Origin of the sequence: Candidatus Microthrix subdominans, assembly GCA_016719385.1 — a bacterium.
Classification (GTDB): domain Bacteria; phylum Actinomycetota; class Acidimicrobiia; order Acidimicrobiales; family Microtrichaceae; genus Microthrix; species Microthrix subdominans.
Window position 1 is genome coordinate 25,531 of record JADJZA010000003.1, and the last position, 26,387, is coordinate 51,917.

Consider the following 26,387-nt stretch of genomic DNA (forward strand, 5'->3'; position numbering starts at 1 on the left):
CTGGCCGGGAAGGGCGACCCCGAGATGGTTCCCACGTTCACTGTGTCTCGGTTGACAGGACCGGCGCCCAGCTCTGCCGCTACAGCCTCGCTACCACCGAACCCGCAGCACTGCGGTGATGGCCTCCCCACCGACATCAATAATCGGCTTCGGAGTCGACGACCTCCCGAAAGGAGATCACCGTGCACTGTTACCCGGCCCAGATCCGCCAGGTTCGAGCCGGTTCCACGCTTAAGCGGGTTCAACCACTGGTTCACTCTCGTTACACCTCTCTGTCTCGCTTGCCGGACCCGCTGCCATCTGGCAGTACTGGCTACGCCCCGGCTTTGTCACCGCTGCTTCCCGCCCTCACCCACACCTCTGGGATCAGGCTGCAGTCAGCTTCACCGATCTGCTACGACAGACCAGCAGGGAGGGTCTCTCACCCTCCCCCGAACACACAGCGCCTCGTGGCGCACCATGACGACATGGAACGGGTCCCAACAGATCGTCGCGTTGGTGGCTTTGCGGGTCGCTGCGGGGTAGGCGTAGGCCATGTCCATCGAGACCGCTTCGATCTTCTTGCAGCGTTCCGGGCCGAGCAGCTCGTAGAAGCGTCCGAGGGTGGCAGCGTTCTTGCCTTCCCCGACCCAGAGGGTCGCACCCGAGGTTTGGTCGACGACGATGGTGAGGAACCGGTGGCCTTTCGCATAGGAGATCTCGTCGACACCGAGGCGGGTGAGCCCGTCGAAGCGGGCATCGGTGAGCTGCTCGGCAACAACCCGGCTGATGATCGTTGTGACGGTCTCCCAGTCGACCCGTAGTGCGGTTGCGACGGTGGTCCGGTCGGATCGTTGGGTCCACCAGGCGACGAGTTGTTCGAACTCGATGGTGTGGCGTGCGCGGGGCCTGGCCCACGGGATGTCCTCGATGACCACCCGGCCACACGACCGGCATGAGAGCCTGCGGATCTCTCCTTGGAGAACGGTTTTCATGCCGAAGCAGTCGAGGTGTCGCCAGCGGCGTGTCGAGCGGCTGTGGACCACCCGGGTGGACCATCCGCACGGGCACCGCAGCAGCGGTCGGGTGTGGCGAATATCGAGGATCACGGTGCCGTTGCCGACGGTCACATTGGTGACGGTGAGTGCGGGAAGGGCGAGCATCTTGTTGAATGAAGTGGTGGCGCGCACGGGCGTGTATCTCCGGGATCGGTTGGCGTAGGAACCGCCGAACCTAGATGCGCGACCCGTGTACGCCACACAACCACGTTCAACCCGGCGAAGTTCCCTGCAATACCAACAGATTCAGGCTGTTTCCGACCCTTTTCGCTTCACAGAAATGCCAGGAGAACCCAGGTTCTTGAGGAAGTCGAGGGTGCTGGTGTCGGGCTGGTAGCGGCCGGGGCTGGTGTTGGGTGGTGTGGTCCGGTCGAGGGCTTCTTCTTTGGTGGTCATGTCGGCGTGCTATGCCGACATCGGCATAGCACGCACTATGCCGACACCGCGACTATGCCGACCTTTCGGTGGGTGGCTGGTGGTGGCGTGTTGTCCAGGTGTGTGTGGTCGGCATAGTTACAGGCTTTCGAGGAACGCCAGCACTGCGTCGGGGGGCTGGTAGCGCCCTGGCGGTGTTGAGTCTGGTTTGGTCAGCTCGAGTGCTCTTTGTTTGGTTGTCATGTCGGCCTGCAGGTAGACGTTCGTTGAGCGGAGGTCGGCATGGCCGAGCCAGAGCGCGATGACGGCGGTGTCGACTCCGGCTTGGAGGAGTGCCATGGCGCAGCTGTGGCGCAGGGCGTGGGGGTGGAGCCGTTTGTTGCGCAGCGACGGGCACCGGTCGGCGGCCACATCGGCGTGTTTGCGGACCAATCGCTGGACAGCGTCTGAGCTCAACGGTCGACCTGTGCGGGTCGGGAAGAGCGGTTCACCGGGTTGGCCGCCGCGTTCTGCCATCCAACCGGCGAGGGTCGCCGCTGTCCCGGTGTTGAGGGGCACGGCTCGTTGCTTGCGGCCTTTGCCGTTCTCGCAGTGGACACTCGCGCCGGTGCCAAGGGTGACGTTGTCGCAGTTCAACCCGGTGAGCTCGGAGACACGCAGACCGGTTCTGACCGCGACGAGGAGCAGCGACCGGTCTCTGCGGCCTTCCCAACGGTCCAGGTCGGGTGCGTCAACGAGCGCGTCGATCTCCTCGGCGGTGAGGAACGACACCAGCGCCCGTTCGAAGCGTTTGGGTGGTATTGCCAGGACGCGTTGGAACGTTGCTGCGTGTTCGGGGTGCTGTAGGGAGGAGTAGCTGACCAGTGAACGGATAGCGGTCAGACGCAGGTTCCGGGTTCTGGGGCTGTTGTGACGTTCGGTCTCGAGACTGTCGAGAAAACCGCCGATCAGTGTCTCGTCAAGGTCGGCCCAGTCAAGGCGGGCCGGGGTCTTGCCGGTGTGTTCCTGTGCGTACGTGAGGAGCATCCGCAACGAATCACGGTAGGAGCCGATCGTTGCCGGGCTTGCGTGTTGTTGCTTGACGAGCCGGTCGGTGAAGAAGCTTTCCAGGGTGGGGGCGATCAGGCTCATTAGCAAAGCACCTCCCGGTTCAGGTCCATACGGGTGACGGCCAACGCCAACAGTTCGGGGACAGCGGACAAATACCAGTACGTCGAGCGGGGATCTTCGTGGCCCAAGTAGACCGACAAGGTCGGAAGGAGGGCCTCAACGTCTGCGTCTTCCTGATACCACTTCAACAACGTCCGGACAGCGAACGTATGTCTGACATCATGAATTCTCGGCCGGATCGACGATCCCGCTCCGACCCCCGAGAGGTCACAGAAGCGTCGGAAGGCCAGCCGGAACGGTTGGTAGAGCAGCCTGGTGCCCCGCATGGAAACGAAGAATGCTGGTGTCGACGGTTGGAGGCAGAGCCGGTCGCGGGTCTCCGCGTAGTCCGCCAGCGCGGCCATGGTGGACCCCAGCAGTGGGATGTTGCGGGACTTCCCGAACTTGGCCGTGGAGATGGTGAGGACGGCGTCGTCCCATGCGATGTCGTCGCGGTTCAGCCCGATCACCTCGCCGACCCGCATGCCGGTGGCGGCCAGAAGACCGATCACGGTTTCCCAGGTTGCCGCGGGTAGCCGCCAACGACATCGGCGAGTCTCGGCCATGAGCGCGGCGATGTCCTCGGGGCTGTAGACGAACGGTGGCCGCCACCGCTGATGGTTCGGGATCAGACCGGGCGGTGGGACTTCGGTGCGCTCGTCGAGGGCGGCCATGTGGCGGGCGAACCCTCGGGCCACCATCATCCGATGGGACCAAACAGTGCTGGTGGGTGATACGTCCGGGGCCTGTGCCCAGGCCAGCGCGGCGGCCACGGTAACGGTCGGCTCACCGACCGAATCGAGGTAGGCGACAAACCGTGGCAGCAGCCGGTGTGCCTCGACAAGGTCATGGCCGAACGAACGGCGCAGTGCCAGGTACTCATCTGCGATGTCCGACAAGGCGCTCATCGTCGGGCTCCCGGCCAAGGCTGGGCGACCTGAGCCAACCTGACGAAATCGACTTTGGCGTAGATGGCGGTGGTGGCCAGATCCCGGTGACGTAACACCTGGCTGACCTCAACCAGTTTGGCTCCATGGGCGAGCAGGTCGGCGGCAAGACCGTGTCGTAGCCGGTGTGGACCCACCCGATTCACCCCGGCACGACCGCACGCCCGGTAGACAACCTTGGTGAGCAAGCACGCACGGATGGGCACGTGAGGCGCACGCACAGTCAGGAACACGTGTCGCTCGTTGCTGGCCGGTCGGCCCTGTTGGAGATATCCGACCAGTGCTTGCCCAACATCGGCGGGAATCGGTAGCCGGTCGACACGACGGCCCTTGCCCCGCACCATGATCTCTCCGGCACGCCAGTCGATATCGTCCAGCTCCAAACGGGCGACCTCGCACGCGCGAAGCCCGAGACGGGCAACGAGCGTCAAGATCGCGAAGTCACGCCGGCCGCCGGACCTGCTCCGATCACAGCCGTCGAGCAACGCCCTCACCTCGACCGGTGACACGCTCTGTGGAATCCCGGTGTTACGCCAGCCCGCGACGGGAGGCATGGCCGTCCCCAAATCGACCTCGATGATCCGGTCCCAATACAAGAACCGCAGCAACGACCGAAGATCGCCCGCCTCGCGTTTCGCCGACGCCACGCTGAGGCGACCACACGAATCGAGCAGATAGGTGAACACGTCGGCTGCCTCGAGGCCCTCGGCCCCTGTGCCCCCAACACGGGCCGCTCGTTCGGTCAGAAAGACCTTGGCCATCCGCACGTAGCGGTCCACCGTCGATGGTGCCAGCCCACGCTCTCTGGTGAGCCCCGCGTTTCTCGGACAGTGATCTGTGGCAGCCCTTACGCTGCCCGTGCCTTGTCGCGATAGCTGTCATGCACTTCAACCGGTGTCCGGTAACCGATCCCCGAATGAAGCCTGGAACGATTATACAAATCTCGATCCAATGCGCAATACCCGAAACAGCCTTTCTTCGTGTCGGGAACACTGTCCGATAAACGAACTCGTTCTTCAACGAAGCAAAAAACGATTCCGCCATAGCATTATCCCAACACACCCCGGTCTTACCCATCGACCCAACCATGTCATTTGACGCAAGGAACGCTTTGAACTCCTCAGAGGTGTACTGCGCCCCATGATCCGAATGGAATATGGCATTCGACTGAATGCCACCAGCGTCGATCGCGGCCTGCAACGCGTCGGTCACCAGACCGGTGCGCATATGGTCGGCCATCGCGAACCCGACCACCATCTTCGAGAAACAATCGATCACCGTCGCCAAGTACACCCACCCTTCCCACGTGCGGATATAGGTGATATCACCGACCAGCGTCCGCCCGGCTCCGCGGCGGTGAAGTCCCGGTCGACCAAGTCCGCCGTGCTCGGCGTACCGTCAGGGTCGGTCGTTCGCCTGTATGGCCTGGGCTGACAGGCAACCATGTCACCCTCGACCATCACCCGACGGACCAGTTCAAGGCGGCAACGATCTTCTTGCGGCCCAGCTCGGCATGGACCCGACGGTGCCCGTAGGTGCCATCGGACGCATCGAAGACCTTGCGGACATCGACCGCCAGTTCCTCGCGTCGTTCCGCGGTTGCTGACAGCGGACGTTTCCGCCAGTCGTAGTAGCCGGACTTCGACACGCCCGCCCACAAACACATCTTGGTGACCGGGTAGTTCGCCTTCTCGCCGTCGATGAACTCGTACTTCGAGATCACCGATACTCCTGGGCGAAGAAGGACGCCGCTTTTCCCAAGAACTCGTTTTTCATCCGAAGTTCCCGGTTCTCGGCTTGGAGTTCGCGGAATTGGATACGTTCGGCTGGGGTCAAAGGGTCCTCCTCGATCGGGTGGGCATCACGGTACTTGTTGACCCACACACCGAGTGTGCCCGGGTTGATGTCCAACTCGTTGGCGACCGTGGCGATCGGCCGGGAACCGTCGATCACCATCTTCAGCCTCGGCCTTGAAAGTGTCAGAGTATTTTGTTCGTTTGCGTACCATATTGGATTCCTTTGTGTCAGTGGATGTTATCAATCACCCACTGTCCGAAATCCTCGGGGCACCCCAGTGGTAGGGGCTCCCTCGTTACCGGACAGATCGCCAGCCAACTCAGCTCCTACTCCTGAGCGTCAACGTCGGCACGGGCGGCGGCGGTGGCGGCCCAGGTACAACGCACCGGGTGTCGCAGGCGGCGGCTATCGAAACGGCGGGTCGGGTGCGAGCGGAGGCAACAGCGAAGGTGGTGCCGAGGTGGTGGCGGCGCAGCACGCTCAGCGGTCCGAGCATTCTGGTCGTCGCTAGCGGTGGTGGCGGAGGAAGGGTGGTGGTGGTGGTGGTGGTGGTGGTGGTGGAGGTAATACGGAATACGGGCATCTATCAGCGGCCGGATGGAGGTGAGGGCGGCGACGCCGACAACGCCGGAGGCCAGGGCAGCGGCGCCTTCCAGTGTTGGCAAAGCTCAGGGTGGCGCCTCCGGAACGGGGGACGTGGCGGCGGAGCTCGTGGCACGAGCGGATCCAACGGGGCTAACGGTTCTAACCAATCGGCTGGCATCGGAGGCGGTGGCGGTGGCGGTGGAGCCGGCAGGTCTGTGACGCTCAATCCCGGCGGTGGTGGCGGCGGGGGCGGCGGGCTGTACGCCGATGGCAACGGGTCCGGAGGTGTCTCCGGGCACGACGGTGATAATTGCCGGCGGCGGCGCCACCGGCGGCTCGGGCGCAAACTCCAGCAACACCGCCGGAACACCAGGTGGCGCAGGGTTTGTGAAGGTATTCCTCGACAGCCAGGGCAACAACACACCGGGAGCGTTCTGCAGCTACCCGCAGCCGTAGGTTGCACCTTCACACGTCCGACGTTCTCACGGCGTCGGCGTTGCCTCAGTGGCTGGTGGGGCGGTTGCCTACGACGCCGTCACCGACACGATCCATCGTGTCGGCTCGATGGGCGCCGTCCTCCTGGTCGATGATGAGACCAACCCCGGTCGGCGCGTTCGTCGACGACGTCGCGGCCGCGACCGGTACGACGCATGGGGGATGCAGAGGCGCTGTGCTCGCGGGCATCGAATCGATGCGCTCACTTGGCTTGCTCGATCGCCGGAGAGCCATTTTGGGTTCAGCCCGGGCACTGGCTCGCTACTCCAACAGGACGATCTACCAACGAGCAAGCCCACGCCGTGCTCGACCGCTCCATCGTTTTCCGCTCATCGACCAGGCCCTCCTCGACGACATCGACTCCTTACTTCAAGGACTCGACAACAGCGTTGCCTCCGACGGACAATTTCGACATCTCACCCGGTCCCACCGGCCGAGTTTGCCTCCAGGCCGCAGAGGAGTGGGACTTCCCAAATCGCGACAATCTCTTTGCTCAGCTGCCTGGTGTCCTGAACGACTTCGCTGCTCGGTCGCACACGTTGGCGGTACTTCACGCCGGCGCAGTACCGACCGACAGGTCGGCTGAGTTGCCGATCAGCGGTGACTCGGCGTCCGGGAATCCCAACACTGGTCAGAGCGCTCGTTCAACAGGGGTGCGCCTACCTCGGCGATGAAATGATCGAGTCCGCTCGAACGAACAGAGACCCTCCCCTACCCCAAAGCCGCTGGAACTCGACGAGGAGAGTTGCCGCGTGTTGGGGCGGTAACCGATCCCACCGCACCTTCACTCATGAAGTTTGCGAAGCGACGCAACCTCGCTTACAGAACCTGCCGGGCGGTGAGCGAGATCAACTTCCCAGGCTTTCAACCGGGTCATCAACCGGGGTCCCGGCTTGGTCGACGCGGCGCTCGGGCGCTGCTCGGACAAGCGATCAACTAAGCAGGCCGGAGAGCACGGATTGCGGGCTGTGTGCGAGCTGGCCGAGACCGTCCCGGTCAGTCGCATTGTTCACGGATTCGACCGCTCTGGCTGAACGTCTCCTCGCCAACATGGCAGTGCGCCAACTCAAGTCTGAGCCGCCGAAGGACGTCTTCAGAACTCCTGTTGGGTTGAAGCAAGCTTGCGCGCGCCCCCTGACGGTCGAGCGGGGACGGGCTCTTCGGGTGCCGACACATGTTCGTTCTCCCGGCACCGCGTTCGCAACTGATCGACGACATAGCGGGCGCCACGGCGGGCGACGCGGTCGCTAACGTCGGGCCAGGGGGAACAACACATGAGCAAGCACAACGAGCGGGTCTTCGTGATCGGCGTCGGGATGACCAAGTTTGAGAAGCCCGGAGCCCGCGAGGGCTGGGACTACCCGCAGATGGTGAAGGAGTCGGGAACCAAAGCGCTCGAGGACGCCGGCATCGGCTACGACCGGATCGAGCAGGTGCACGCCGGCTACGTGTACGGCGACTCCACCTGCGGTGAGCGGGCGGTCTACGAGCTGGGCATGACCGGCATCCCGATCACCAACGTCAACAACAACTGCTCCACCGGGTCGACCGCCCTGTACCTGAGCGCCGAGGCGATCCGGGGCGGTCGCGCCGACTGCGTGATGGCGGTGGGCTTCGAAAAGATGCAGCAGGGCTCGTTGGCGATCGGCGCGGAGGACCGCGAGCAGCCGCTGATGAAGCACATGATGGCCCTTGGCGAGTTGTACGAGTTCGCCATGCCGCCTGCGCCGTACATGTTCGGTGCGGCCGGTCGGGAGCACATGGAGAAGTACGGCTCCACGCCGGAGCACTTCGCCAAGATCGGCGAGAAGAACCACCGGCACTCGGCCAACAACCCCTACGCCCAGTTCCAGGACGTCTACACGCTTCAGGAGATCCTCGACGCCAAGATGGTGTACCCGCTGCTCACCCGGCTGCAGTGCTCCCCCACCTCCGATGGCTCCGGCGCTGCGGTGCTCGCCAGCGAGGAGTTTGTCGAGGCCAACGACCTGGCGGACCAGGCGATCGAGATCGTCGGGCAGACCATCGTCACCGACCTGGCCAGCACGTTCACCGCCGGCACCGCCGCCGCCCTCGTCGGCTACGACATGACCAAGGAGGCCGGCCGCCAGGTGTTCGAGCAGTCCGGCCTGGGCATCGACGACTTCCAGGTGATCGAGCTGCATGACTGCTTCTCGACCAACGAGCTGCTCACCTACGAGGCGTTCGGCCTGGCCGCTGAGGGCGAAGGCCACAAGCTGATCGACAACGACGACACCACCTACGGCGGCCGCTGGGTGGTCAACCCCTCCGGCGGGCTGATCTCCAAGGGCCACCCGCTGGGCGCCACCGGCCTGGCCCAGAGCTCAGAACTGGTCTGGCAACTGCGCGGCACCGCCGAAGCACGGCAGGTCGACGACGTCACGGCCGGCCTGCAACACAACATCGGCCTGGGCGGCGCCGCCGTCGTCACCGCCTACCAGCGCGCCGACCGCTGACAAGGAGCCACACCATGCCCACGATCGACGGCGCACTCCGCGCCACCGCCCGCCGCATCCCCGACGCCGAAGCGCTCAAGTTTGGCCAGGTCGAGTTGAACTATGCCCAACTCGATGAGGCGGTCGACCGCGCCGCCCGTGCCCTGGCAGGCCTCGGCGTCGCCAAGGGCGACCGGGTGGCGCTGATGTCGACGATGCGTTGATCCTCTACACGACGGGGGCGACCGGCAAACCGAAGGGTGCCCTGTTCGACCACCACCGCATCATGTGGGTGGGCGTCAACGTCATCGCCACCTGCGGCATGCGAGTGGAGGCAGTCCTCCATTTGTCGCACGACCGTCGTGGCGTACCCCCGGTCGGGATCGGTCGACCTCACCAGCGTGCTCCGGCCGGTCTGCGCTTTCCTCAGCGGTTGACACGTCCGACCGCCAGAGCCCAGCTCAGCAGGCTTGACCGTCACTGCCCGTTCGTATGGTGAATCAACCCACCCAGCGATTCGGAGGCATATGCCATGACGATGGCCGAGCACGAACGGTACCATCTTCACCAGCAGCTCGAAGAAGTACTCGACGAGCGAGGAGCCAACACCATGATGGAACTGCTTCCACCCGTGGGATGGGCCGACGTCACCACCAAACGCGACCTCGACCAACTCGAAGAACGCATGGACCTGCGCTTTCAGAACGTGGACCTCCGATTCGACAACGTCGACTCGCGGCTGGACGAAATTTCCGAAATCGCAGGTCTCCGTTTCAACCAGGCCACCGAAAACACAAATCTCCGCTTCAACCAGGCCGCCGACAGCACAAATCTTCGTTTCGACAAGGCCGCCGAAAGCACGAATCTCCGCTTTGAGAAGGTCGAGAAACGAATCGACGCACAAGCCGACCGGATCATCAGCAAGCTTCTGACAATCCTGGTGCCCATCATCGCGGTGGCCGTAGCGTTCTTGACGGCCATGTCGGTGTGGGGCCCAGGCTGATCACCGAGTCCACCGGCGGGCCACATCGACACGCGATGCCAGCGGCTCACGGTGGTGGCCACCTTGGTCACGATCGCCACAACACACCCGTCATCACGCTCGACGATCAGGTCCACCTCATGGTCGCCCCGGTGGGTTCGGAGATGACCGACCGACGCTTCACGAACTGCAGCGGAACGACCGCCTGCACCTGGCCCCCTTCACCCGCATCGAAGTGCAGGAGTTCCACCGGGGCGGTATGCCATTCCTGTGGGCTAACTTCCACACATGCGTTTGCACATAACATTGGACGACGAACTTGTCGAAGAGCTCGACCGTCGCCGGGACTCGCCAACGAAGCGCGTACATCGAAGCAGCGGTGCGCCAGACCCTCGACGACGAACGACGTTGGGACGATGTGGAATCGGCCCTCGGCTCCCTCGCCGATTCGGGGCACGCATGGGACGACGACCCGGCCACATGGGTCGCGCACAACGTGAAGCCGACAGCCGGCGCACCGGATAGTGGCCCGCCTACTCCTCGACTCGACCGTGCTCATCGACGCGCTTCGAGGGCGCCCGGCCGCCGACCGGGTCGCCGGCTTGCGACGCCTGGGAACTCAGCCGTGGGTGTGCGCCATCTCGGTCGAGGAGATCTGGCGTGGGCTCCACCCCGACGAGGAAAACCATGCGGTAAGACTGTTTCGCGGCCTTCGATTGGCCCCGCTCGGCGTCCCCGAAGGCCGCCTCGCCGGAACCTGGCGCCGCGACTTTGCCGCAGCGGGAACCACACTGCACCAGGCCGACTGTCTCATCGCTGCGGCAGCAGTTGGGATCTCTGCTTCCCTGGCCACCGCAAACGTGCAGGACTTCCCCATGAGCGAGGTCCGGGTCGAAGCCTGGTAGCGCTGCTTCGCTTGGCATCGACTCGTTGAGACTCCTCACCGTGTCACAACCAAGCGCCAGTCCACCGAACCCGTGCGAGCTGTCCTGTGGCCGAGGATCGGCCCCTGGTCGCCGTGCAGCAGCGATGCAGGACGAGGCTGAGCGGGCGCAAACGCACCTTCAAGATCCTCCCGGCGCCACTATCTGGCCGGGACGGCCGCCTTGGCGGCCAGGTACAGACCAGCCGGAGAAAAACTCTGCGCCATTCGAGAATCGAATCGTGCCGGACTCGGAATCGACCGTCACTTCGCAGAACGCCGGGTAGTCCTCCAGCAACCAGCCGAAGTCAGATCCGGTCAGCCAATCCTCCAGGTCGATGACCTTCACCGATCCATCATCAAACGTCAGCTCGGTCACGTAACGAGACAGCACCCGCACATCGGTCACGTCGACCAGCACGTACTCGTCAGTGCCCATCATCCCATCCCCTTCTCATCGGCCGTCGCCTCGATCCAGCATTTCCTCCACCGTACCTGGGAAGGCGTGGTCAAGGGTTGCTGAGCTGGCTGAAGCCGAGCAGTCGATCCTGGACGGTGACGTCGTAGCTGGCGGGTCGATGGGGAGATCGCCACTGCCGCTCTCGGGCAGGTTGAGCGCCAATCAGCTGTCGGGACCAGTGCTCACGGGCCCAGCAGAGCAGCAGGCACCACCGCCACGCCGTCTTCGGGGCGGCGGTAGGCGTAGCGCCCTGAGGTCACCACCACGGCGTCGAGCAGGTCGTCACCCAACCGGTCACGAAGCCAACGGAGGTGCACGGTGTCGTCCTGGCTCACGGTGGTCGCCAGCTTGGTCTCGATCGCCGCAATGCGCCCGTCATCGCGTTCGACGATCAGGTCCACCTCATGGTCGCCGCGGTGGGTTCGGAGATGTCCAACCGACGCTTCCGCGCGCTGCGCGTACGTGCGGACCCCCAGGGTGACCAGCGACTCGAACAACGCCCCCAGCAACGATCCGTCCTGTGGTCGAGGCACCGGCCCCTGGTCGCCGTGCAGCAGCGATGCAGGTCCGAGACCGAGCAGGGTAGTGGCCAGCGCCGGATCTGTCAGGTGGTGCTTGGGAGCGGCTGCGAGCTGACGCAGGTGGCTCTGGGTGGGTTGCCAACCCGGGAGCGGATCGAGGATGAACAGCCGTTCCAGCATGCTTCTGTACGGTTCGGTGGTGCTGCGGGCGGGCTTGTTGCCCTCCCCCGGTGTTGCGGCATCCCTGATCTTCTCGTAGGAGGCAACGCTTGAGGTCGCAGCAGCGTACGCAGCCATCCAACGCCGCAGCGTCGCCCCCCTTCGGACCCTGAGTCCCGCCTCCACCATGTCGCGATCCACCACGCGATCCACGTAGCCGCTCAGCTGCGCGCGCCGCACCCGATGTGGCAGTCCCCGAATGCCAGGAAAGCCCGAACCGCAGATCTCTTCGACGTACTCCGGCAGCCCAACCGATGTCTCGCCGGACACCTCCGGTTGGGTGCCGGTCAGGATGGCGACGAGGGAGACCGTCGGAGAACTCAGGCCACGTTCGGTGTGGCTGAGTGGGCGCATGCGCACCATCAAGATCCTTCCGGCGCCACTGTGGCTGAACGACGAAGCCGAGCCGGTGAGCAGAAACTGGCCCGGAGCCGCACCGGCGTCCAACGCCCGCCGGACCACATCCCAGGGCACCGCCCGACTGTCGGGGTCGATCGCCAACCGCTTCGGGGTACCCGACGGCCACCCCGGTTTCGGGCCGAACACCGATGGCCTCGTCGCCCAGATAGTCCCAACCGGCCGCCACGAACGCACAGGTGATCGTCGACTTGCCGTCCCCCAATGGGGTGGGCAACAACACCACCTCGCCCTCGGGCGAACGGACCACACCGGTGTGCAGCGCCGCACAGCTGTGAGTCCACACCGCATACTCGCTGACCACCGACGTGAGCTGACGCAGGCGGGGCCCCAGGCTGAGGAACTTCAACTCGTAGTCGGTGACGAGCACCAACTGCCCGTCGCCGTCCTCATGGGCGTCGAAGAACATCGTCGGCTTCTCGCCGACGGTTCCTGTGCCCAGGAACTCGTCCAGCGTGTCGAGCAGCTTCGGGTCGGGCCGCGGAACGCGATGTTGTAGTCGATCACCGGGTGGACGGCACCGATCGCCACATCGTCGACCGCCGCTACCGGTGGGTCCCAGGGTTTGGCCCTGAGCCAAGGAGTTCGACCATTTTTGGCACTTCGTCACTCGCAATGGCCCACACCTGCTCAGAGTCGACCCGGTGGTAGTGGTGGGCGAGAACGATACGCAGCCTCGCAATGTCGCGCCAGGCAACTCTCGGAAAATCCGCTGCCGTATCGTCGGCGATAACGTTCGCTGCCTCGCCGATGATCTCAAGAAGCCGTTCAGCTGCACGCTGGAGGATCGTGTTCGCCATGAACTCCTCGTGACCTCGGCGCACGATCTGAGCCAGTTCGGCTGCCGCCTCGAGCATGTCGGCGATGCGCTGCATGTCGCTGCGACTCACAGGCCAACCGCCTCGCGACGGATGTGATCATCGCGTTCCTTGAGACCCCCGGCGGAAACCACGTCAACCGGGCAATCGAGGATGCTCTCCAACTCGTCCTGCAGGTGGAGCAGATCAAACAGCGAGCTGTCCGTCGCGAACTCGACCAAGAAGTCGATATCGCTCCCCTCGCCATCATCGCCGCGGGCGACCGATCCGAAAATGGCCACGGACGTGCCTCGGTGCCGCCGGACCGCGGCCGCAATCGCGTCCCGGTTCTCTTCGACCAACTTGCGCCTCGGGCCCATCACGTCAGGATACCGCGGGCAAGCGCCCTGGCAGCTCGGATTCGAGGAGCAGCATCAGCCAGAATGACGTGGCCCCGCTGTACCACGCTGCCGAGCTGTGCCTGATGTTGATGCCCGGCACGCTGATCGGCGCCAAGCACGTGGTGCTCGGCAGCTTCGATCCCACCGAGGTGCTCGACACGATGTGTCCGAGCACATCACGATGTTCTTCGGCGTGGCAACGATGTTCCAGTTTCTGCTGGCCGCCGTCCGACCTCGCCGACCGCGACTTGACCGCCTGGCGCACCGGCCTCTTTGGCGCATCGCCGACGCCGACGGCAACAACATCAAACCGGGCGACACCGGCGAGATGCTGCTGCGCGGCGAGACGATCATGAAGAACTACCGGAACAAACCGGAGGAGACCGCCGTCACCATCGTCGACGGCTGGCTGCACACCGGCGACCTCGCCCGGCTCGACCCTGACGGGTACATGACCCTCACCGACCGCATCAAGGACACGATCACCCTCCCCCAGGTACAGGAGTTCTGTCGGGAACGCCTCTCGCACTACAAGGTGCCCCACGACCTGATCGTCCGTCCGATCCCCCGCAACCCTTCCGGCAAGATCATGGAGCCCGTCATCCGCTCGGAGATGGCCGACGCCGACTGAGTGAGGAGCCAACGCTTCGCCAAGGTCGAGGAACGAATCGACGCCAGTGAACGGAATCTCTCCGAGATGGCCAGGGCCTGGGCAGAGTGAGTAGCGAATCGGGACTATCTCCGCTACAGAACTTCTGCCTGCGTGGCACCGGCAGCACTACTTCGGTGCCAGGACTTCTTCGCACCTGCAGCTGCGCTGAAGTGGCCAAGACCAACGCTTAACTCGGCCACCTGCAGAAACTCCTCTGCTTTGGCCAAGTGTGCGCGGGCCTCAGCGAGCGGGCTCATGCGTGGGCTGGTGCCGAGGAACGCCAAGGTCGCACTCCCCGATCAAATGGATACCGTCTCGGCGTACCTCGTCAACCAACCGTTCGCCGTTCGCATCCAACCGAGCAAACTCCGCCTCCGACAGGTCAACGATGGAGCACGGATTGCCCGTCCAGCTCCGGACGGCCTCCGTCAGTTCATCCACCTGGGAATCCCATTGATCGCCACCATCTGCGGTATCCGGCCGGATCACGAAAAGATCAATATCGCTGGCGGCCCCTCCGTCTCCCCGCGCAACCGAGCCGAAGAGCCATGCCCCACTCGGCGGGTATTCCCACCGACGGAGGCGATCCTTCAACTGCGCAATCAGTCGACTCCGCATACCGGCCAGCGCCCGGATGCTGCTGGTCGCAAGGTGTTGCTCGTTGAGGGTGTAGAGCTTCGACGGAGGATGATCCTCCACGAGGACGATGCCATGCTCCGCTAGATACCGCAGGGCGAGGCTGGTTCCCTTTTGACTGAGCCGACCGTTCGAGAGGGCGGCCACCTTCCTTCCTAACAACGGCACGTAGGTGCTCGCCAGTACTTCCAAGACGACCCCTCGCAACCATCTCATCGGCTGAGCGACCGGAACCGCTTCCGGCTCTGGCGGCATCTACAGCACGGCCGTCCAAGCGGAGGCCCGACCCGACATCTCAGCCTGAACGGTCGAGCGCGCCGTCGAGCAATGCGGACCACTGGGCGATGATCGGTGCGCGGCGTTGGCGGTCGTCGCCGAGCAGGTTGGCCAGCCCCAGGCCTCGTGCCATGTCGAGGATCCCCTGGATCAGCGGCCGTACCCCCGCCTCCTGCTCGTCGACGCCGAGCAACTGGACGGTGGCCCGGTGTACCTGACGGCCGATCCGTGTCTCGAGGATGACGACCCGTTCGCGCAGCTGCGGCTCCGCAGCCGAGGCCACCCACAGGGCCAGGGCCGCCCGGAACAACTCACCGGTGTGCATGTCCACCACCAGTTGCACCACGTTGCGAGTGGAGATCGGATCGTCGCCGTGATCCTCGATGTAGCGGCGGATCTCCCCGGTGCGGGCTTCGGTCATGTGTTCGACCGCAGCGATGAAGAGGTCCTCGCGGGTGGGGAAATGGCGCTGTGCCGCCCTCCTGGACACCCCGCGCCGCTCGGCCACCACCGTCACCGTGTTGCCCGACCAGCCCACCTCGGCAAGAGAGCCGACGGCGGCCTCCAACAACGCCAGGCGGGTCGCCCGGCTTCGATCCTGCTTCGGGCCCTTCAGCGAAGGTTCAGTGTAGGTCACTCAGCCCAGCGTGGTGGCCGCCGCTCCAGACGCGATGCGATGCCTTCCTGGGCATTCTCCGACGAGAACAACGCAGCGGACCTCTCGATCAGCCGCTCCGCATCGGAATCGAACGTTGCGAGGATCCGGTGGGTGGCGAGCTGTTTGGAGGCGGCCAGGCCCTGCGGCGAACACTTCCGGAACGACGCCGCCAACCCGGCGACCGCCTCGTCGGGATCCTCGGTTGCGATCGTGACCAGCCCGATACGTTCCGCCTCGGCAGCGTCGAAACGGTCGCCGGTGAGGTAGTACCGCGACGCCGCCCGGTCGGTCAGGCGGGCCAACACCGTCAGCGAGATCACCGCGGGCGACAGGCCCAGCCGGGCCTTGGTGAGCGCAAAACTCGACGTCAACCCGGCGACGGAGACGTCGCAGGCCGCAAAACAGTCCCAGACCGCCCGCACGAACGTTGCCCTCCACCTTGGCCACCACCGGCTTGTCCAGCTCGACGATCTGGCGCAACAACGCCACCAGACGCGCCACCCCCTTGGCCGGTCCGCCCTCGCGTGCACCCTCGGCGAGGTCGGCACCGGCACAGAACGTGTTGGACGTGTGGGTCAGCACGACGGCGCGGACGGTGTCGTCGGCCTCGATGTCGCGAAGATGCCCGGCGAGTTCTCCGACCAGCCGGGAACTCAACGCATTGCGGTTCTCCGGCGAATCCAACGTGAGCGTGGCAATCCGGTCGGCGTCGTGACGAAGCACGAGCGGCGCCTCGGCTGAGGACGGGTCGGTGCTTGGGGAGGTGTCCATCAGTACGACTTTGGCAGGCCCAGGCTGTGCTGGGCGACGAAGTTGAGGATCATCTCCCGACTGACCGGCGCGATGAGCGACAGCTTGGATGCTGCGATAAGTGCGCCCAGCCCGTATTCGCTGGCCAGGCCGTTGCCACCCAGAGTCTGCACCGCCTGATCGACCGCCCGGGGTGCCGGCCTCACCGGCCGCGTGCTTCGCCATGTTGGCCGCCTCACCCGCACCCATGTGGTCGCCCTGGTCGTACAACGTCGCGGCCTTCTGCATCATCAGCTTCGCCAATTGCACCTCGATGTGGGCCTGCGCGAGCGGGTGCGCAACGCCTTGATGGGATCCGATCGGTTTGTCGCGCCACACCACCCGCTCCTTCGCGTACTCGGTGGCCACCCCGAGCGCGTAGCGAGCCATGCCGACCGCAAACGCCGAGGCCATGATCCGTTCCGGGTTGAGCCCCGCAAACAGCTGGTCGATCGCCGCGTCCTCGGCGCCCACCAGCGCGTCGGCGGGCAGCCGGACGTCATCGAGAAACACGCTGAACTGCCGATCGGCGCTGATGATGTCCATCTCGATCTTGGTGTACTCCAGCCCGGCGGCGCCGGTGGGCACGACGAAGAGCACCGGCTTGAGGGCGCCGGTGGTCGAGTCCTCGGTTCGGGCCACCACCAGCACGTTGCTGGCGACGTCGACGCCGGAGATGTAGGTCTTGGCACCGTTGAGTATCCAGTCGTCGCCGTCGCGACGGGCGGTGGTGGTGATGCGGTGCGGCGCCGAACTCCTCCTCGACGATCGCCAGCTCGTACATGCCGCCGCCACCGCCGCCGTACTCGGTGGGCAGGTTGATCCCCAGGTACCCGAGCTTGCCCGCCTCGGCGTACAGCTCGGACATGTCACCTCCGGCGCGGGCCTTGGTGACCATGTAGTCGTAGCCGTAGGAGCCACCCAGCTGGGCGACCGCCTGACGAAGCGCCATCTGTTCGGCTGTTTCGGCAAAGCTCATGCGTTCTCCTCAGCGACGACGGCAAGCACGACGCCCACCTCGACCTGTCGTTGTTCGGTGACGTCTACTTCGGTGATCGTGCCGGTGACCGGCGCGTAGATCTGGTGCTGCATCTTCATCGCCTCCAGCCACATCAGCGGCTGCCCGGCGACGACCTCGTCGTCCGCGGCGACCGCGATGCGCACGATCGAACCCGGCATGGGCGCCAACAGCGACCCCGGAGCGCTCTGGTCGTCCGCGCTGGGGAACCGGCTGGCCGTCTCCAGCGCAACGGGTCCGAGCGGGGAGTCGACGTACACGAGGCGCCCGTCTGTCGCAGCATCCCCGTAGATGGCGACCTCGAAGCGGCGCTGCACGCCGGCGGTTCGCAGCACCACCCGATCGGGAGCCATCGAGACGAGTTCCACGGCATCGAAGGCGTCGGCTTGCAGTCCATCCCGCGTGACCCGGCAGAACACGTCGATGCGTCGATCGTGTCGGTCCGGCTCGGCCGTCCCGGCCACCGTCCTGTCGAGGAGGTGGAACGACTTGTGCTGGGGTTGGGACACGACGTTGCGCCAGCCGCTCGGCAGGCCCGCCAGCACGGTTGCGGCACGCTGGTTGTCTGCCGCCAGCGCGAGGGCGCCCGCAAGGGCCGACAGCGACGTGGCCTCCTCGTCGGCGAGCGGTACGCTGAGCGCTGGCAGCTCATGACGGTCGAGGAAGGCCGTGTCTGTGTCGCCAGCCTGGAACGCCGGGTGATCCAGGATTCTCACGAGCAGTGCCCGGTCGGTGCGGACGCCGTGAATGGCGGCGTTGCGGAGCGCCGCAGCCAGGCGGCGGGTGGTCTCGGTGCGGGTGGGGGCCCAGGCGATGAGCTTGGCCAGCATCGGGTCGTAGTGGGTGCCGACGACCGAGGCGTCCTCAACGCCGCTGTCGAGGCGGATGCCCGAGCTGCCGCCGACGTCGAAGCCGGGCGGCAGCTTGAATTCGGTGGCCACACCCGGCACGGCAAAGCGATGCAGCGTGCCGCTTTGGGGCTGGTAGTTCTCGGCCGGTTCCTCCGCGTACAGCCGCACCTCAATCGCATGCCCGGCGGTCGACGGCGGGTGTTCGTCGAGGGTGCCGCCGTCGGCCACGTTCAGATGGAGTGCGACTAGGTCGGTGCCGGTGGTCACCTCGGTGACCGGGTGTTCCACCTGGAGGCGGGTGTTCATCTCCAGGAAGTAGAACCTCCCCGACTCATCGGCGAGAAACTCGGCCGAGGCGAGCTCGACCTCGTCGGCCAGCGACGCCAGATCGCCCACGACGCGCATCCCCCGACCACCGCCCCCCGACGACGCCTTGATCAGCACGGGAAGGTCGGCGTCGGTGATCCCGTCGGGGTCCAGCCGATCGAGCACGGGCACGCCGGCTTCTGCCATCAGCGCCTTCGCCTCGGCCTTGGAGCCCATCTGGTTGGCCAGCTGAATGAACTGGGCGGCCCTTGTGCTCCTCGCTGAAGGGCACTCCCCGTGCTTTGGCCAGAATGCCGACGGGATAGCCATGGAGCTGCGCATCAGCCGGTGACCAGCGACGACCCGTAGAGGCCTTGAACTCGTCGACGTCCGACCCCGTCGCCGTCTTCATCAGCGGCGGGCCCGCCAGACCGATCATCGGCAGCCGGTTGGTCAACGCGATCTCGTTGGCCCGCAGCACCTTCTTGAGGATCCACGGGTTGCTCGCACCGCCCCGCACCGTCGGGTCGCTGGCGCTGGCGCTGGCGCTGGCGCTGATCATGGCTTCCACGCCGGACACAACTCCGATGCCGGTGACCACGCTGGCGCCGACGGCGTAGTCGCTCACCCAGGCGGCCAGCGCCGACTGCTCGAGGAACGGCGAGTCCTCGTCCAACAGCAACTCGATGCGTTCGCGCACCGGCAGCTTGCCCCGGCTGCGATGCCGCTCGACGTACTTGGGGCCGCCCCCACCTACCGCGGTGGCCTGCTCGGCGTCGAGGTCGGCCCCGTCGGTATCGGTGTCGATGACCAGGAGTGAGATGCCGTGTGCCCCGGCGCCGCCGGTGCGCACCGCCGCGGTGGCGTAGCTGGCGCACCCCGGAGGTGGTGAACGTCTTCGCCCCGTTGACCAGGTAGTGGTCGCCGTCGCGGACCGCGGTGGTGCGGATGCCCGCCACGTCTGACCCAGCGCGTCGAGATCGTCGATCCACCGGCCGAAGGGGCTATGGCGGGCCGGACCGCCGACGAGGCATCGGTCACCCGTCCGGTCACCACCACGTCGGATCCGGCGTTGAGCGCCGTCGCGATTCCAAACGCCCCCAGGTAGGCGTTGGCGGCGAGCGGGGACCCGTACCCCAGCTCGTCGGCCCGACCCAAGAGGCGGTCGCCTTCGACGTGGGCGTTCTCGGCCGTGACCCCGAGACGTTTCGACAGCTCACGCAGCCGGTCCGCCAGCCCGGCCGGGTTGAGCCCACCGGCGTTGACGACGATCTTGACGCCAGCGTCCATCGCCAGGCCGAGGCAGTCCTCCATTTGTCGCACGACCGTCGTGGCGTACCCCCGGTCGGGATCGGTCGACCTCACCAGCGTGCACGAGTCGGTCGGCGCTTTCCTCAGGGGTTGGCACGTCCGACCGTCAGAGCCCAGCTCGGCTTGGCTGTCACTGCCCGTCCGTATGGTGAATCAACCCCACCCATCGATTCGGAGGCACATGCCATGACGATGACCGAGGACGACCGGTACCATCTCCACCAGCAGCTCGAAGAAGCACTCGACGAACGAGGAGCCAACACCATGATGGAACTGCTTCCACCCGTGGGATGGGCCGACGTCACCACCAAACGCGACCTCGACCAACTCGAGGAACGCATGGACCTGCGCTTTCAGAACGTGGACCTCCGCTTCGACAACGTCGACTCGCGGCTGGACGAGATTTCCGAAAACACAAGTCTCCGCTTGAACCAGGCCGCCGAAACCACCAACCTCCGTTTCGACCAGGCCGCCGAAAGCACCAACCTCCGTTTCGACCAGGCCGCCGAAAGCACCAACCTCCGTTTCGACCAGGCCGCCGAAAGCACCAACCTCCGCTTCAACCAGGCCGCCGAAAGCACCAACCTCCGCTTTGAGAAGGTCGAGAAACGAATCGACGCACAAGCCGACCGGATCATCAGCAAGCTTCTGACAATCCTGGTGCCCATCATCGCGGTAGCCGTAGCGTTCTTGACAGCCATGTCGGTGTGGGGCCCAGGCTGATCACCGAGTCCACCGGCGGGCCACATCAACACGCGATGCCAACGCTCCCGGCGGGGCGAGCAGCGTGACCACCCCGGCACCCAACGCCAGCGCCACAACACGCCCGTCATCGCACTCGACGATCAGGTCCACCTCATGGTCGCCCCGGTGGGTTCGGAGATGACCGACCTACGCTTCTGCGACCCGCGCGTAAGTCAGGAAAGCCCGAACCGCAGATCTCCACGACGTACTCCTGTGATTACCCGGGCTGAACGATGAAGCCGAGCCGGTGAGCAGAAATGGCACCGCAGCAGCTCGGGCGCGGCGACCACCGCTCACGAACTGCAGCGGAACGACCGCCTGCACCTGGCCCCGGCCCCTCCACCCGCATCGAAGTGCAGAAGTTCCACCGGGGCGGTATGCCATTCCTGTGGGCTAACTTCCACACATGCGTTTGCACATAACATTGGACGACGAACTTGTCGAAGAGCTCGACCGTCGCGCCGGGACTCGCCAACGAAGCGCGTACATCGAAGCAGCGGTGCGCCAGACCCTCGACGACGAACGACGTTGGGACGATGTGGAATCGGCCCTCGGCTCACTCGCCGATTCGGGGCACCCATGGGACGACGACCCGGCCACATGGGTGCGCGCACAACGTGAAGCCGACAGCCGGCGCACCGGATAGTGGCCCGCCTACTCCTCGACTCGACCGTGCTCATCGACGCGCTTCGAGGGCGCCCGGCCGCCGACCGGGTCGCCGGCTTGCGACGCCTGGGAACTCAGCCGTGGGTATGCGCCATCTCGGTCGAGGAGATCTGGCGTGGGCTCCACCCCGACGAGGAAACCCATGCGGTGAGGCTTTTTCGCGGCCTTCGATTGGCTCCGCTCGGCGTCCCCGAAGGCCGCCTCGCCGGAACCTGGCGCCGCGACTTTGCCGCAGCGGGAACCACACTGCACCAGGCCGACTGTCTCATCGCTGCGGCAGCAGTTGGGATCTCTGCTTCCCTGGCCACCGCAAACGTGCAGGACTTCCCCATGAGCGAGGTCCGGGTCGAAGCCTGGTAGCGCTGCTTCGCTTGGCATCGACTCGTTGAGACTCCTCACACCGTGTGACGCAACCGCGTCATGTCCACCGAACCCGTGCGAAGCTGTCCTGTGGCCGAGGGATCGGCCCCTGGTCGCCGTGCAGCAGCGATGCAGGACGAGGCTGAGCGGGCGCAAACGCACCTTCAAGATCCTCCCGGCGCCACTATCTAGGCCGGGACGGCCGCCTTGGCGGCCAGGTACAGACCAGCCGGAGAAAACTCCGCGCCATTCGAGAATCGAATCGTGCCGGACTCGGAATCGACCGCCACTTCGCAGAACGCCGGGTAGTCCTCCAGCAACCAGCCGAAGTCAGGTCCGGTCAGCCAATCCTCCAGGTCGATGACCTTCACCGATCCATCATCAAACGTCAGCTCGGTCACGTAACGAGACAGCACCCGCACATCGGTCACGTCGACCAGCACGTACTCGTCAGTGCCCTTCATCCCATCCCCTTCTCATCGGCCGTCGCCTCGATCCAGCATTTCCTCCAGCGTACCTGGGAAGGCGTGGTCAAGGGTTGCATGGAATGCCATGGTCGCCAGCGAACGATGCGACTAGAGCAAATCTTGAACCTCTCGCAATACCTTCGGCGGCAACCGGCCAGCAAGCATCTGAGCCGGGGTGTCGTGTGACACGACTACGTCACGTCCACCGAGTCCGTGCGAACCGTCCGCAACAACGTCTCCGACATCATTTGTCGCGTGCAGCAGCAGCACGAACGGATGGTCATCACCAAGACGGCGCTCCGGCGGCTGTGCTGATCAGCCGCGAAGACCTGGACTCGATGGAGGAGGCGCTCCGCGACACGGGCACTGCGGGAGCGGCTCCCCGAGGCAGTCGCCGGCTGCGGCGATCGCATTCATCACGGGACCGTGGCCGATAACCCCCAGCGAGTCGGGGGTCTCCTTCGTAGCTGGCGGGTCGATGGGGAGATCGCCACTGCCGCTCCCGGGCAGGTTGAGCGCCAATCAGCTGTCGGGACCAGTGCTCACGGGCCCAGCAGAGCCGCAGGCACCACCGCCACGCCGTCTTCGGGGCGGCGGTACGCGTAGCGCCCCGAGGTCACCACCACGGCGTCGAGCAGGTCGTCACCCAACCGGTCACGAAGCCAGCGAAGGTGCACGGTGTCGTCCTGGCTCACGGTGGTCGCCAGCTTGGTCTCGATCGCCACAATGCGCCCGTCATCGCGTTCGACGATCAGGTCCACCTCATGGTCGCCGCGGTGGGTTCGGAGATGTCCAACCGACGCTTCCGCGCGCTGCGCGTACGTGCGGACCCCCAGGGTGACCAGCGACTCGAACAACGCCCCCAGCAACGATCCGTCCTGTGGTCGAGGCACCGGCCCCTGGTCGCCGTGCAGCAGCGATGCAGGTCCGAGACCGAGCAGGGTTGTGGCCAGCGCCGGATCGGTCAGGTGGTGCTTGGGAGCGGCTGCGAGCTGACGCAGGTGGCTCTGGGTGGGTTGCCAAGCCGGGAGCGGATCGAGGATGAACAGCCGTTCCAGCATGTTTCTGTACGGTTCGGTGGTGCTGCGGGCGGGCTTGTTGCCCTCCCCCGGCGTTGCCGCATCCCTGATTTTCTCGTAGGAGGCAACGCTTGAGGTCGCAGCGGCGTACGCAGCCATCCAACGCCGCAGCGCCGCCTCCTTTCGGACCCTGAGTCCCGCCTCCACCATGTCGCGATCCACCACGCGGTCCACGTAGCCGCGCAACTGCGCGCGCCGCACCCGTTGTGGCAGTCCCCGAATGCCGGGAAAGCCCGAACCGCAGATCTCCTCGACGTACTCCGGCAGCCCAACCGATGTCTCGCCGGACACATCGGGTTGGGTGCCGGTCAGGATGGCGGCGAGGGAGACCGTCGGAGAACTCAGGCCACGTTCGGCGAGGATGAGTGGGCGCATGCGCACCTTCAAGATCCTTCCGGCGCCACTATGACTACCCGGGCTGAACGACGAAGCCGAGCCGGTAAGCAGAAACTGGCCCGGAGGCGCACCGGCGTCCACCGCCCGCCGGACAACATCCCAGGTCATCGGCAGGTGTTGCCACTCGTCGATCAGCACCGGCCCGGTGCCCCGCAAGTTCCGCGCGGCGGCCACCGCTTCACGAACTGCAGGATCCTCCATAAGGAAGGTCCTGGTGGCACGCTCCGCTGCCGTGGCGCTCTTGCCCACGCCCTTGGCACCCTCGAGTGAGATGGCGGCCGCTCCTGTGAACAGCTCGTCCAGCTCTCCGTCGACGGTCCGGGGCAGGTAGTGCTCAGCAGCGAGGGAGTGCGAACTCACAGCGTCTACGCTACAGTTCCGGCGCGTCCTACGCTACAGTTCCGGCGCGTCCTACGCTACAGTTCCGGCGCGTCCTACGCTACAGTTCCGGCGCGTCCAGGCTACGACCTCTTCGGCGAGATCCAGCAGAACGAGCGCTATCCCCATCTCGCGAGACCGAAGCCGGCCGTGGCGGCATCTACAGCACGGGGGCCGAGTGAGCAGCGAATCGGGACTATCTCCGTTGCAGAACTTCTTTCTGCGTCGCAGCAGCACTACTTCGGTGCCAGGACTTCTTTCGCACCTGCAGCTGCGTTGAAGTGGCCAAAAGCAGCTCTGAACTCCGCCTCCGACAGGTCAACGATGGAGCACGGATTGCCCGTCCAGCTCCGGACGGCCTCCGTCAGTTCATCCACCTGGGCATCCCATTGATCTCCCCCATCTGCGGTATCCGGCCGGATCACGAAAAGATCAATATCGCTGGCGACCCCTCCGTCTCCCCGCGCAACCGAGCCGAAGAGCCATGCCCCACTCGGCGGGTACTCCCACCGACAGAGACGATCCTTCAATTGCGCAATCAGTTGACTCCGCATACCGGCCAGCGCCCGGATGCCGCTGGTCGCAAGGTGTTGCTCGTTGAGGGTGTAGAGCTTCGACGGAGGGTGATCCTCGACGAGGACGATGCCATGCTCCGCTAAATGCCGCAGGGCGAGGCTGGTTCCCTTTTGACTGAGCCGACCGTTCGAGAGGGCGGCCACCTTCCTTCCTGATAACGGCACGTACGTGCTCGCCAGTACTTCCAAGACGACCCCTCCTCACCATCTCATCGGCTGAGCGACCGGAACCGCTTCCGGCTCTGGCGGCATCTACAGCACGGCCGCCCAGGCGGAGGCCCGACCCGACGCCGACGGCTACATGACCCTCACCGACCGCATCAAGGACATGATCATCGCCGGTGGGCACAACGTGTACTCGATCGAAGTGGAGAACGCCCTGGCAGCGCACCCCGCCGCGACCGACTGCGCCATCGTGGCGAGGCCGCACCCCACCTACGGCGAGAGCATCGTCGCAATCGTCACCCCGGTCGAGGGTACAACGATCACCCTCCCCCAGGTTCAGGAGTTCTGACGGGAACGCCTCTCGCACTACAAGGTGCCCCACGACCTGATCGTCCGGCCCATCCCCCGCAACCCGTCCGGCAAAATCATGAAGCACGTCATCAGAACCGAGATGGCCGACGAAGGCTGATCGGCGACGCTCACCTACCTCCGGTGCCTGGGGATTTGCCGGGTGTGATGCCCGACCCCGTGGGCTAATCTGAGCACATGCGTCTGCACATATCGTTGGACGGCGACCTCGTCACAGAGCTCGACCGGCGCGCCGGGACCCGCCAACGAAGCGCCTACATCGAGGCGGCACTTCGTCAGGCGCTCGAGGACGACCCGCGTTGGGAGGATGTGGAATCGGCCCTCGGTTCACTTCCCGATTCGGGGCACGCCTGGGATGACGACCCGGCCACATGGGTGCGCGCACAACGTGAAGCCGACGGCCGGCGCGCCGGATAATGGCGCGACTGCTGCTCGACTCGACCGTGCTCATCGACGCTCTTCGAGGCCGTCCGGCCGCCGATCGAGTCGCCGGATTGCGACGCCTGGGAACTCAACCATGGGTGTGCGCCATCTCGGTCGAGGAGATCTGGCGCGGGCTCCACTCTGAGGAGGAAGCCCACGCTGTGCGGCTGTTCCGCGGCCTTCGGTTGGCACCGCTCGGCGTTCCCGAAGGCCGCCTCGCCGGGACGTGGCGTCGCGACTTTGCCGCAGCGGGGACCACCCTGCACCAAGCCGACTGCCTCATCGCTGCGGCCGCAGTTGGAATCTCGGCTTCCCTCGCCACAGCGAACGTGCAGGACTTCCCCATGAGCGAGCTGCGGGTCGAAGCCTGGTAGAGGAGAACTCGTTCTGCGCAGCAAGCGGCCTGTCTGCGGTCCAGCACGTCGCAACTCCTTCAGCTTTGGCCAAGTGTGCGCGGGCCTCAGCGAGCGGGCTCATGCTTGGGCTGGCGCCGAGGGACGCCAAGCAGGCTCCACTTTCATGGCGGGCACGATGCGATCAGCACAAACTCGCGCAGGAAAGCGAGCCCGACGGGGATGATCTTCCCCTCAGTTTCGTTGTCCCAACTCACTCGTAGGGTGACCTCGTTGCATCCTCCTCAAACGGGAAGTTGCCCGGTCGCAGGCCCCGGAGGCCTTGCCCCACGTCAAGCGACCATGGGAGGTAGGC

The 26,387-nt window shown here is 65.3% G+C and carries 25 protein-coding genes and 7 pseudogenes; 13 read left to right on the top strand and 19 right to left on the bottom strand.

Going from position 1 to position 26,387, the window contains the following annotated elements; all coding sequences use genetic code 11:
• Window positions 1-383 precede the first annotated feature (383 nt).
• From IPN02_06780 to IPN02_06805, 6 genes and pseudogenes are all read right to left on the bottom strand, one after another.
• Complete coding sequence (locus tag IPN02_06780; GenBank protein MBK9296548.1) at window positions 384-1,169, bottom strand: transposase; 786 nt, start codon at window positions 1,167-1,169, stop codon at window positions 384-386.
• Between the two features lie 114 nt (window positions 1,170-1,283).
• The gene (locus IPN02_06785) at window positions 1,284-1,433 is read right to left on the bottom strand and encodes a hypothetical protein (GenBank protein ID MBK9296549.1); all 150 of its coding nucleotides are present in this window, start codon (window positions 1,431-1,433) and stop codon (window positions 1,284-1,286) included.
• A 117-nt stretch (window positions 1,434-1,550) separates the two neighbouring features.
• Window positions 1,551-2,543 carry a tyrosine-type recombinase/integrase gene (locus IPN02_06790; GenBank protein ID MBK9296550.1) on the bottom strand — a complete coding sequence of 331 codons (993 nt, stop codon included), beginning with the start codon at window positions 2,541-2,543 and terminating at the stop codon, window positions 1,551-1,553.
• Window positions 2,543-3,469, bottom strand: coding sequence for a tyrosine-type recombinase/integrase (locus IPN02_06795; GenBank protein ID MBK9296551.1), 927 nt, complete (start codon window positions 3,467-3,469; stop codon window positions 2,543-2,545). The genes IPN02_06790 and IPN02_06795 overlap by 1 nt, the downstream gene beginning before the upstream one ends.
• Window positions 3,466-4,287, bottom strand: coding sequence for a tyrosine-type recombinase/integrase (locus IPN02_06800; protein ID MBK9296552.1), 822 nt, complete (start codon window positions 4,285-4,287; stop codon window positions 3,466-3,468). The genes IPN02_06795 and IPN02_06800 overlap by 4 nt, the downstream gene beginning before the upstream one ends.
• Window positions 4,288-4,355: 68 nt before the next feature.
• A pseudogene (locus IPN02_06805) lies at window positions 4,356-5,516 on the bottom strand (IS3 family transposase).
• 641 nt (window positions 5,517-6,157) lie between these two features.
• On the opposite strand from IPN02_06805, the gene IPN02_06810 reads away from it, so the two are divergent.
• From IPN02_06810 to IPN02_06830, 5 genes are all read left to right on the top strand, one after another.
• Window positions 6,158-6,346, top strand: coding sequence for a hypothetical protein (locus tag IPN02_06810; GenBank protein ID MBK9296553.1), 189 nt, complete (start codon window positions 6,158-6,160; stop codon window positions 6,344-6,346).
• A 1,313-nt stretch (window positions 6,347-7,659) separates the two neighbouring features.
• Window positions 7,660-8,862, top strand: coding sequence for a lipid-transfer protein (locus IPN02_06815; protein ID MBK9296554.1), 1,203 nt, complete (start codon window positions 7,660-7,662; stop codon window positions 8,860-8,862).
• Window positions 8,863-8,876: 14 nt separating this feature from the next.
• Window positions 8,877-9,065: an AMP-binding protein gene (locus IPN02_06820; GenBank protein MBK9296555.1), complete on the top strand. Its 189-nt coding sequence runs from the start codon at window positions 8,877-8,879 to the stop codon at window positions 9,063-9,065.
• Between the two features lie 314 nt (window positions 9,066-9,379).
• On the top strand, window positions 9,380-9,844 hold the full coding sequence (locus tag IPN02_06825) for a hypothetical protein (GenBank protein ID MBK9296556.1): 465 nt from the start codon (window positions 9,380-9,382) through the stop codon (window positions 9,842-9,844).
• A 503-nt stretch (window positions 9,845-10,347) separates the two neighbouring features.
• Window positions 10,348-10,728, top strand: a complete 381-nt coding sequence (locus IPN02_06830) for a PIN domain-containing protein (protein ID MBK9296557.1) — start codon at window positions 10,348-10,350, stop codon at window positions 10,726-10,728.
• Window positions 10,729-10,907: 179 nt separating this feature from the next.
• On the opposite strand, the pseudogene IPN02_06835 reads toward IPN02_06830, so the two are convergent.
• The 4 genes and pseudogenes from IPN02_06835 to IPN02_06850 all read right to left on the bottom strand — a co-directional run bounded on the left by IPN02_06835 (window position 10,908) and on the right by IPN02_06850 (window position 13,539).
• A pseudogene (locus tag IPN02_06835) lies at window positions 10,908-11,187 on the bottom strand (DUF2442 domain-containing protein).
• A 200-nt stretch (window positions 11,188-11,387) separates the two neighbouring features.
• Window positions 11,388-12,419 (bottom strand): annotated as a pseudogene (locus tag IPN02_06840) (DUF4143 domain-containing protein).
• Window positions 12,420-12,907: 488 nt separating this feature from the next.
• Window positions 12,908-13,252, bottom strand: coding sequence for a DUF86 domain-containing protein (locus IPN02_06845; GenBank protein ID MBK9296558.1), 345 nt, complete (start codon window positions 13,250-13,252; stop codon window positions 12,908-12,910).
• Window positions 13,249-13,539, bottom strand: coding sequence for a nucleotidyltransferase family protein (locus IPN02_06850; protein ID MBK9296559.1), 291 nt, complete (start codon window positions 13,537-13,539; stop codon window positions 13,249-13,251). Before IPN02_06850 ends, IPN02_06845 begins: the two co-directional genes overlap by 4 nt.
• 202 nt (window positions 13,540-13,741) lie before the next feature.
• On the opposite strand from IPN02_06850, the gene IPN02_06855 reads away from it, so the two are divergent.
• Window positions 13,742-14,191, top strand: coding sequence for an AMP-binding protein (locus IPN02_06855; protein ID MBK9296560.1), 450 nt, complete (start codon window positions 13,742-13,744; stop codon window positions 14,189-14,191).
• A 261-nt stretch (window positions 14,192-14,452) separates the two neighbouring features.
• Here the strand turns inward: IPN02_06855 and IPN02_06860 are convergent, their stop codons facing one another.
• The 5 genes and pseudogenes from IPN02_06860 to IPN02_06880 form a co-directional block, all read right to left on the bottom strand.
• Entirely contained in the window at window positions 14,453-15,040 is a 588-nt protein-coding gene (locus IPN02_06860) for a nucleotidyltransferase domain-containing protein (protein ID MBK9296561.1), read from the bottom strand.
• Window positions 15,041-15,143: 103 nt separating this feature from the next.
• A complete protein-coding gene (locus IPN02_06865; protein ID MBK9296562.1) occupies window positions 15,144-15,761 on the bottom strand; it encodes a TetR/AcrR family transcriptional regulator in 618 nt (205 codons plus the stop codon).
• A pseudogene (locus IPN02_06870) lies at window positions 15,758-16,553 on the bottom strand (enoyl-CoA hydratase family protein). Before IPN02_06870 ends, IPN02_06865 begins: the two are co-directional and overlap by 4 nt.
• A pseudogene (locus IPN02_06875) lies at window positions 16,553-17,550 on the bottom strand (acyl-CoA dehydrogenase family protein). The pseudogenes IPN02_06870 and IPN02_06875 overlap by 1 nt, the downstream one beginning before the upstream one ends.
• Window positions 17,547-19,076, bottom strand: a complete 1,530-nt coding sequence (locus IPN02_06880; GenBank protein MBK9296563.1) for a hypothetical protein — start codon at window positions 19,074-19,076, stop codon at window positions 17,547-17,549. Before IPN02_06880 ends, IPN02_06875 begins: the two are co-directional and overlap by 4 nt.
• Before the next feature lie 44 nt (window positions 19,077-19,120).
• Here IPN02_06880 and IPN02_06885 point away from each other — a divergent pair, with 44 nt between their 5' ends.
• Window positions 19,121-19,366, top strand: coding sequence for a hypothetical protein (locus IPN02_06885; protein MBK9296564.1), 246 nt, complete (start codon window positions 19,121-19,123; stop codon window positions 19,364-19,366).
• Between the two features lie 136 nt (window positions 19,367-19,502).
• Here IPN02_06885 and IPN02_06890 read toward each other — a convergent pair.
• Window positions 19,503-20,204 (bottom strand): annotated as a pseudogene (locus tag IPN02_06890) (acyclic terpene utilization AtuA family protein).
• 192 nt (window positions 20,205-20,396) lie between these two features.
• On the opposite strand from IPN02_06890, the gene IPN02_06895 reads away from it, so the two are divergent.
• The 3 genes from IPN02_06895 to IPN02_06905 all read left to right on the top strand — a co-directional run bounded on the left by IPN02_06895 (window position 20,397) and on the right by IPN02_06905 (window position 21,827).
• Window positions 20,397-20,780, top strand: coding sequence for a hypothetical protein (locus IPN02_06895; protein ID MBK9296565.1), 384 nt, complete (start codon window positions 20,397-20,399; stop codon window positions 20,778-20,780).
• Window positions 20,781-21,207: 427 nt separating this feature from the next.
• The gene (locus IPN02_06900) at window positions 21,208-21,447 is read left to right on the top strand and encodes a hypothetical protein (GenBank protein MBK9296566.1); all 240 of its coding nucleotides are present in this window, start codon (window positions 21,208-21,210) and stop codon (window positions 21,445-21,447) included.
• Window positions 21,447-21,827: a PIN domain-containing protein gene (locus IPN02_06905; protein MBK9296567.1), complete on the top strand. Its 381-nt coding sequence runs from the start codon at window positions 21,447-21,449 to the stop codon at window positions 21,825-21,827. Before IPN02_06900 ends, IPN02_06905 begins: the two co-directional genes overlap by 1 nt.
• A 188-nt stretch (window positions 21,828-22,015) precedes the next feature.
• Here IPN02_06905 and IPN02_06910 read toward each other — a convergent pair whose 3' ends face one another.
• The 3 genes from IPN02_06910 to IPN02_06920 form a co-directional block, all read right to left on the bottom strand.
• Window positions 22,016-22,291, bottom strand: coding sequence for a DUF2442 domain-containing protein (locus IPN02_06910; protein ID MBK9296568.1), 276 nt, complete (start codon window positions 22,289-22,291; stop codon window positions 22,016-22,018).
• 545 nt (window positions 22,292-22,836) lie between these two features.
• Complete coding sequence (locus IPN02_06915) at window positions 22,837-24,129, bottom strand: ATP-binding protein (GenBank protein ID MBK9296569.1); 1,293 nt, start codon at window positions 24,127-24,129, stop codon at window positions 22,837-22,839.
• 254 nt (window positions 24,130-24,383) lie between these two features.
• A complete protein-coding gene (locus IPN02_06920) occupies window positions 24,384-24,911 on the bottom strand; it encodes a nucleotidyltransferase domain-containing protein (protein MBK9296570.1) in 528 nt (175 codons plus the stop codon).
• 112 nt (window positions 24,912-25,023) lie between these two features.
• Between IPN02_06920 and IPN02_06925 the strand changes: the two are divergent.
• The 3 genes and pseudogenes from IPN02_06925 (at window position 25,024) to IPN02_06935 (ending at window position 26,053) form a co-directional block, all read left to right on the top strand.
• A pseudogene (locus tag IPN02_06925) lies at window positions 25,024-25,356 on the top strand (hypothetical protein).
• A gap of 77 nt (window positions 25,357-25,433) precedes the next feature.
• Entirely contained in the window at window positions 25,434-25,673 is a 240-nt protein-coding gene (locus IPN02_06930) for a hypothetical protein (protein MBK9296571.1), read from the top strand.
• Entirely contained in the window at window positions 25,673-26,053 is a 381-nt protein-coding gene (locus IPN02_06935) for a PIN domain-containing protein (protein ID MBK9296572.1), read from the top strand. The genes IPN02_06930 and IPN02_06935 overlap by 1 nt, the downstream gene beginning before the upstream one ends.
• The last annotated feature ends 334 nt before the right edge of the window (window positions 26,054-26,387 follow it).

Bases quoted from the DNA above. Each gene is read 5' to 3' on its own strand.
- IPN02_06895 (MBK9296565.1), top strand. From the start codon at position 20,397: ATGGACCTGCGCTTTCAGAACGTGGACCTCCGCTTCGACAACGTCGAC.
- IPN02_06815 (MBK9296554.1), top strand. From the start codon at position 7,660: ATGAGCAAGCACAACGAGCGGGTCTTCGTGATCGGCGTCGGGATGACC.
- IPN02_06855 (MBK9296560.1), top strand. From the start codon at position 13,742: ATGTTCTTCGGCGTGGCAACGATGTTCCAGTTTCTGCTGGCCGCCGTC.
- IPN02_06910 (MBK9296568.1), bottom strand. From the start codon at position 22,291: ATGAAGGGCACTGACGAGTACGTGCTGGTCGACGTGACCGATGTGCGG.
- IPN02_06880 (MBK9296563.1), bottom strand. From the start codon at position 19,076: ATGGCTATCCCGTCGGCATTCTGGCCAAAGCACGGGGAGTGCCCTTCA.
- IPN02_06795 (MBK9296551.1), bottom strand. From the start codon at position 3,469: ATGAGCGCCTTGTCGGACATCGCAGATGAGTACCTGGCACTGCGCCGT.
- IPN02_06930 (MBK9296571.1), top strand. From the start codon at position 25,434: ATGCGTCTGCACATATCGTTGGACGGCGACCTCGTCACAGAGCTCGAC.
- IPN02_06900 (MBK9296566.1), top strand. From the start codon at position 21,208: ATGCGTTTGCACATAACATTGGACGACGAACTTGTCGAAGAGCTCGAC.
- IPN02_06790 (MBK9296550.1), bottom strand. From the start codon at position 2,543: ATGAGCCTGATCGCCCCCACCCTGGAAAGCTTCTTCACCGACCGGCTC.
- IPN02_06825 (MBK9296556.1), top strand. From the start codon at position 9,380: ATGGCCGAGCACGAACGGTACCATCTTCACCAGCAGCTCGAAGAAGTA.
- IPN02_06820 (MBK9296555.1), top strand. From the start codon at position 8,877: ATGCCCACGATCGACGGCGCACTCCGCGCCACCGCCCGCCGCATCCCC.
- IPN02_06785 (MBK9296549.1), bottom strand. From the start codon at position 1,433: ATGACCACCAAAGAAGAAGCCCTCGACCGGACCACACCACCCAACACC.
- IPN02_06935 (MBK9296572.1), top strand. From the start codon at position 25,673: ATGGCGCGACTGCTGCTCGACTCGACCGTGCTCATCGACGCTCTTCGA.
- IPN02_06810 (MBK9296553.1), top strand. From the start codon at position 6,158: ATGGCAACGGGTCCGGAGGTGTCTCCGGGCACGACGGTGATAATTGCC.
- IPN02_06850 (MBK9296559.1), bottom strand. From the start codon at position 13,539: ATGGGCCCGAGGCGCAAGTTGGTCGAAGAGAACCGGGACGCGATTGCG.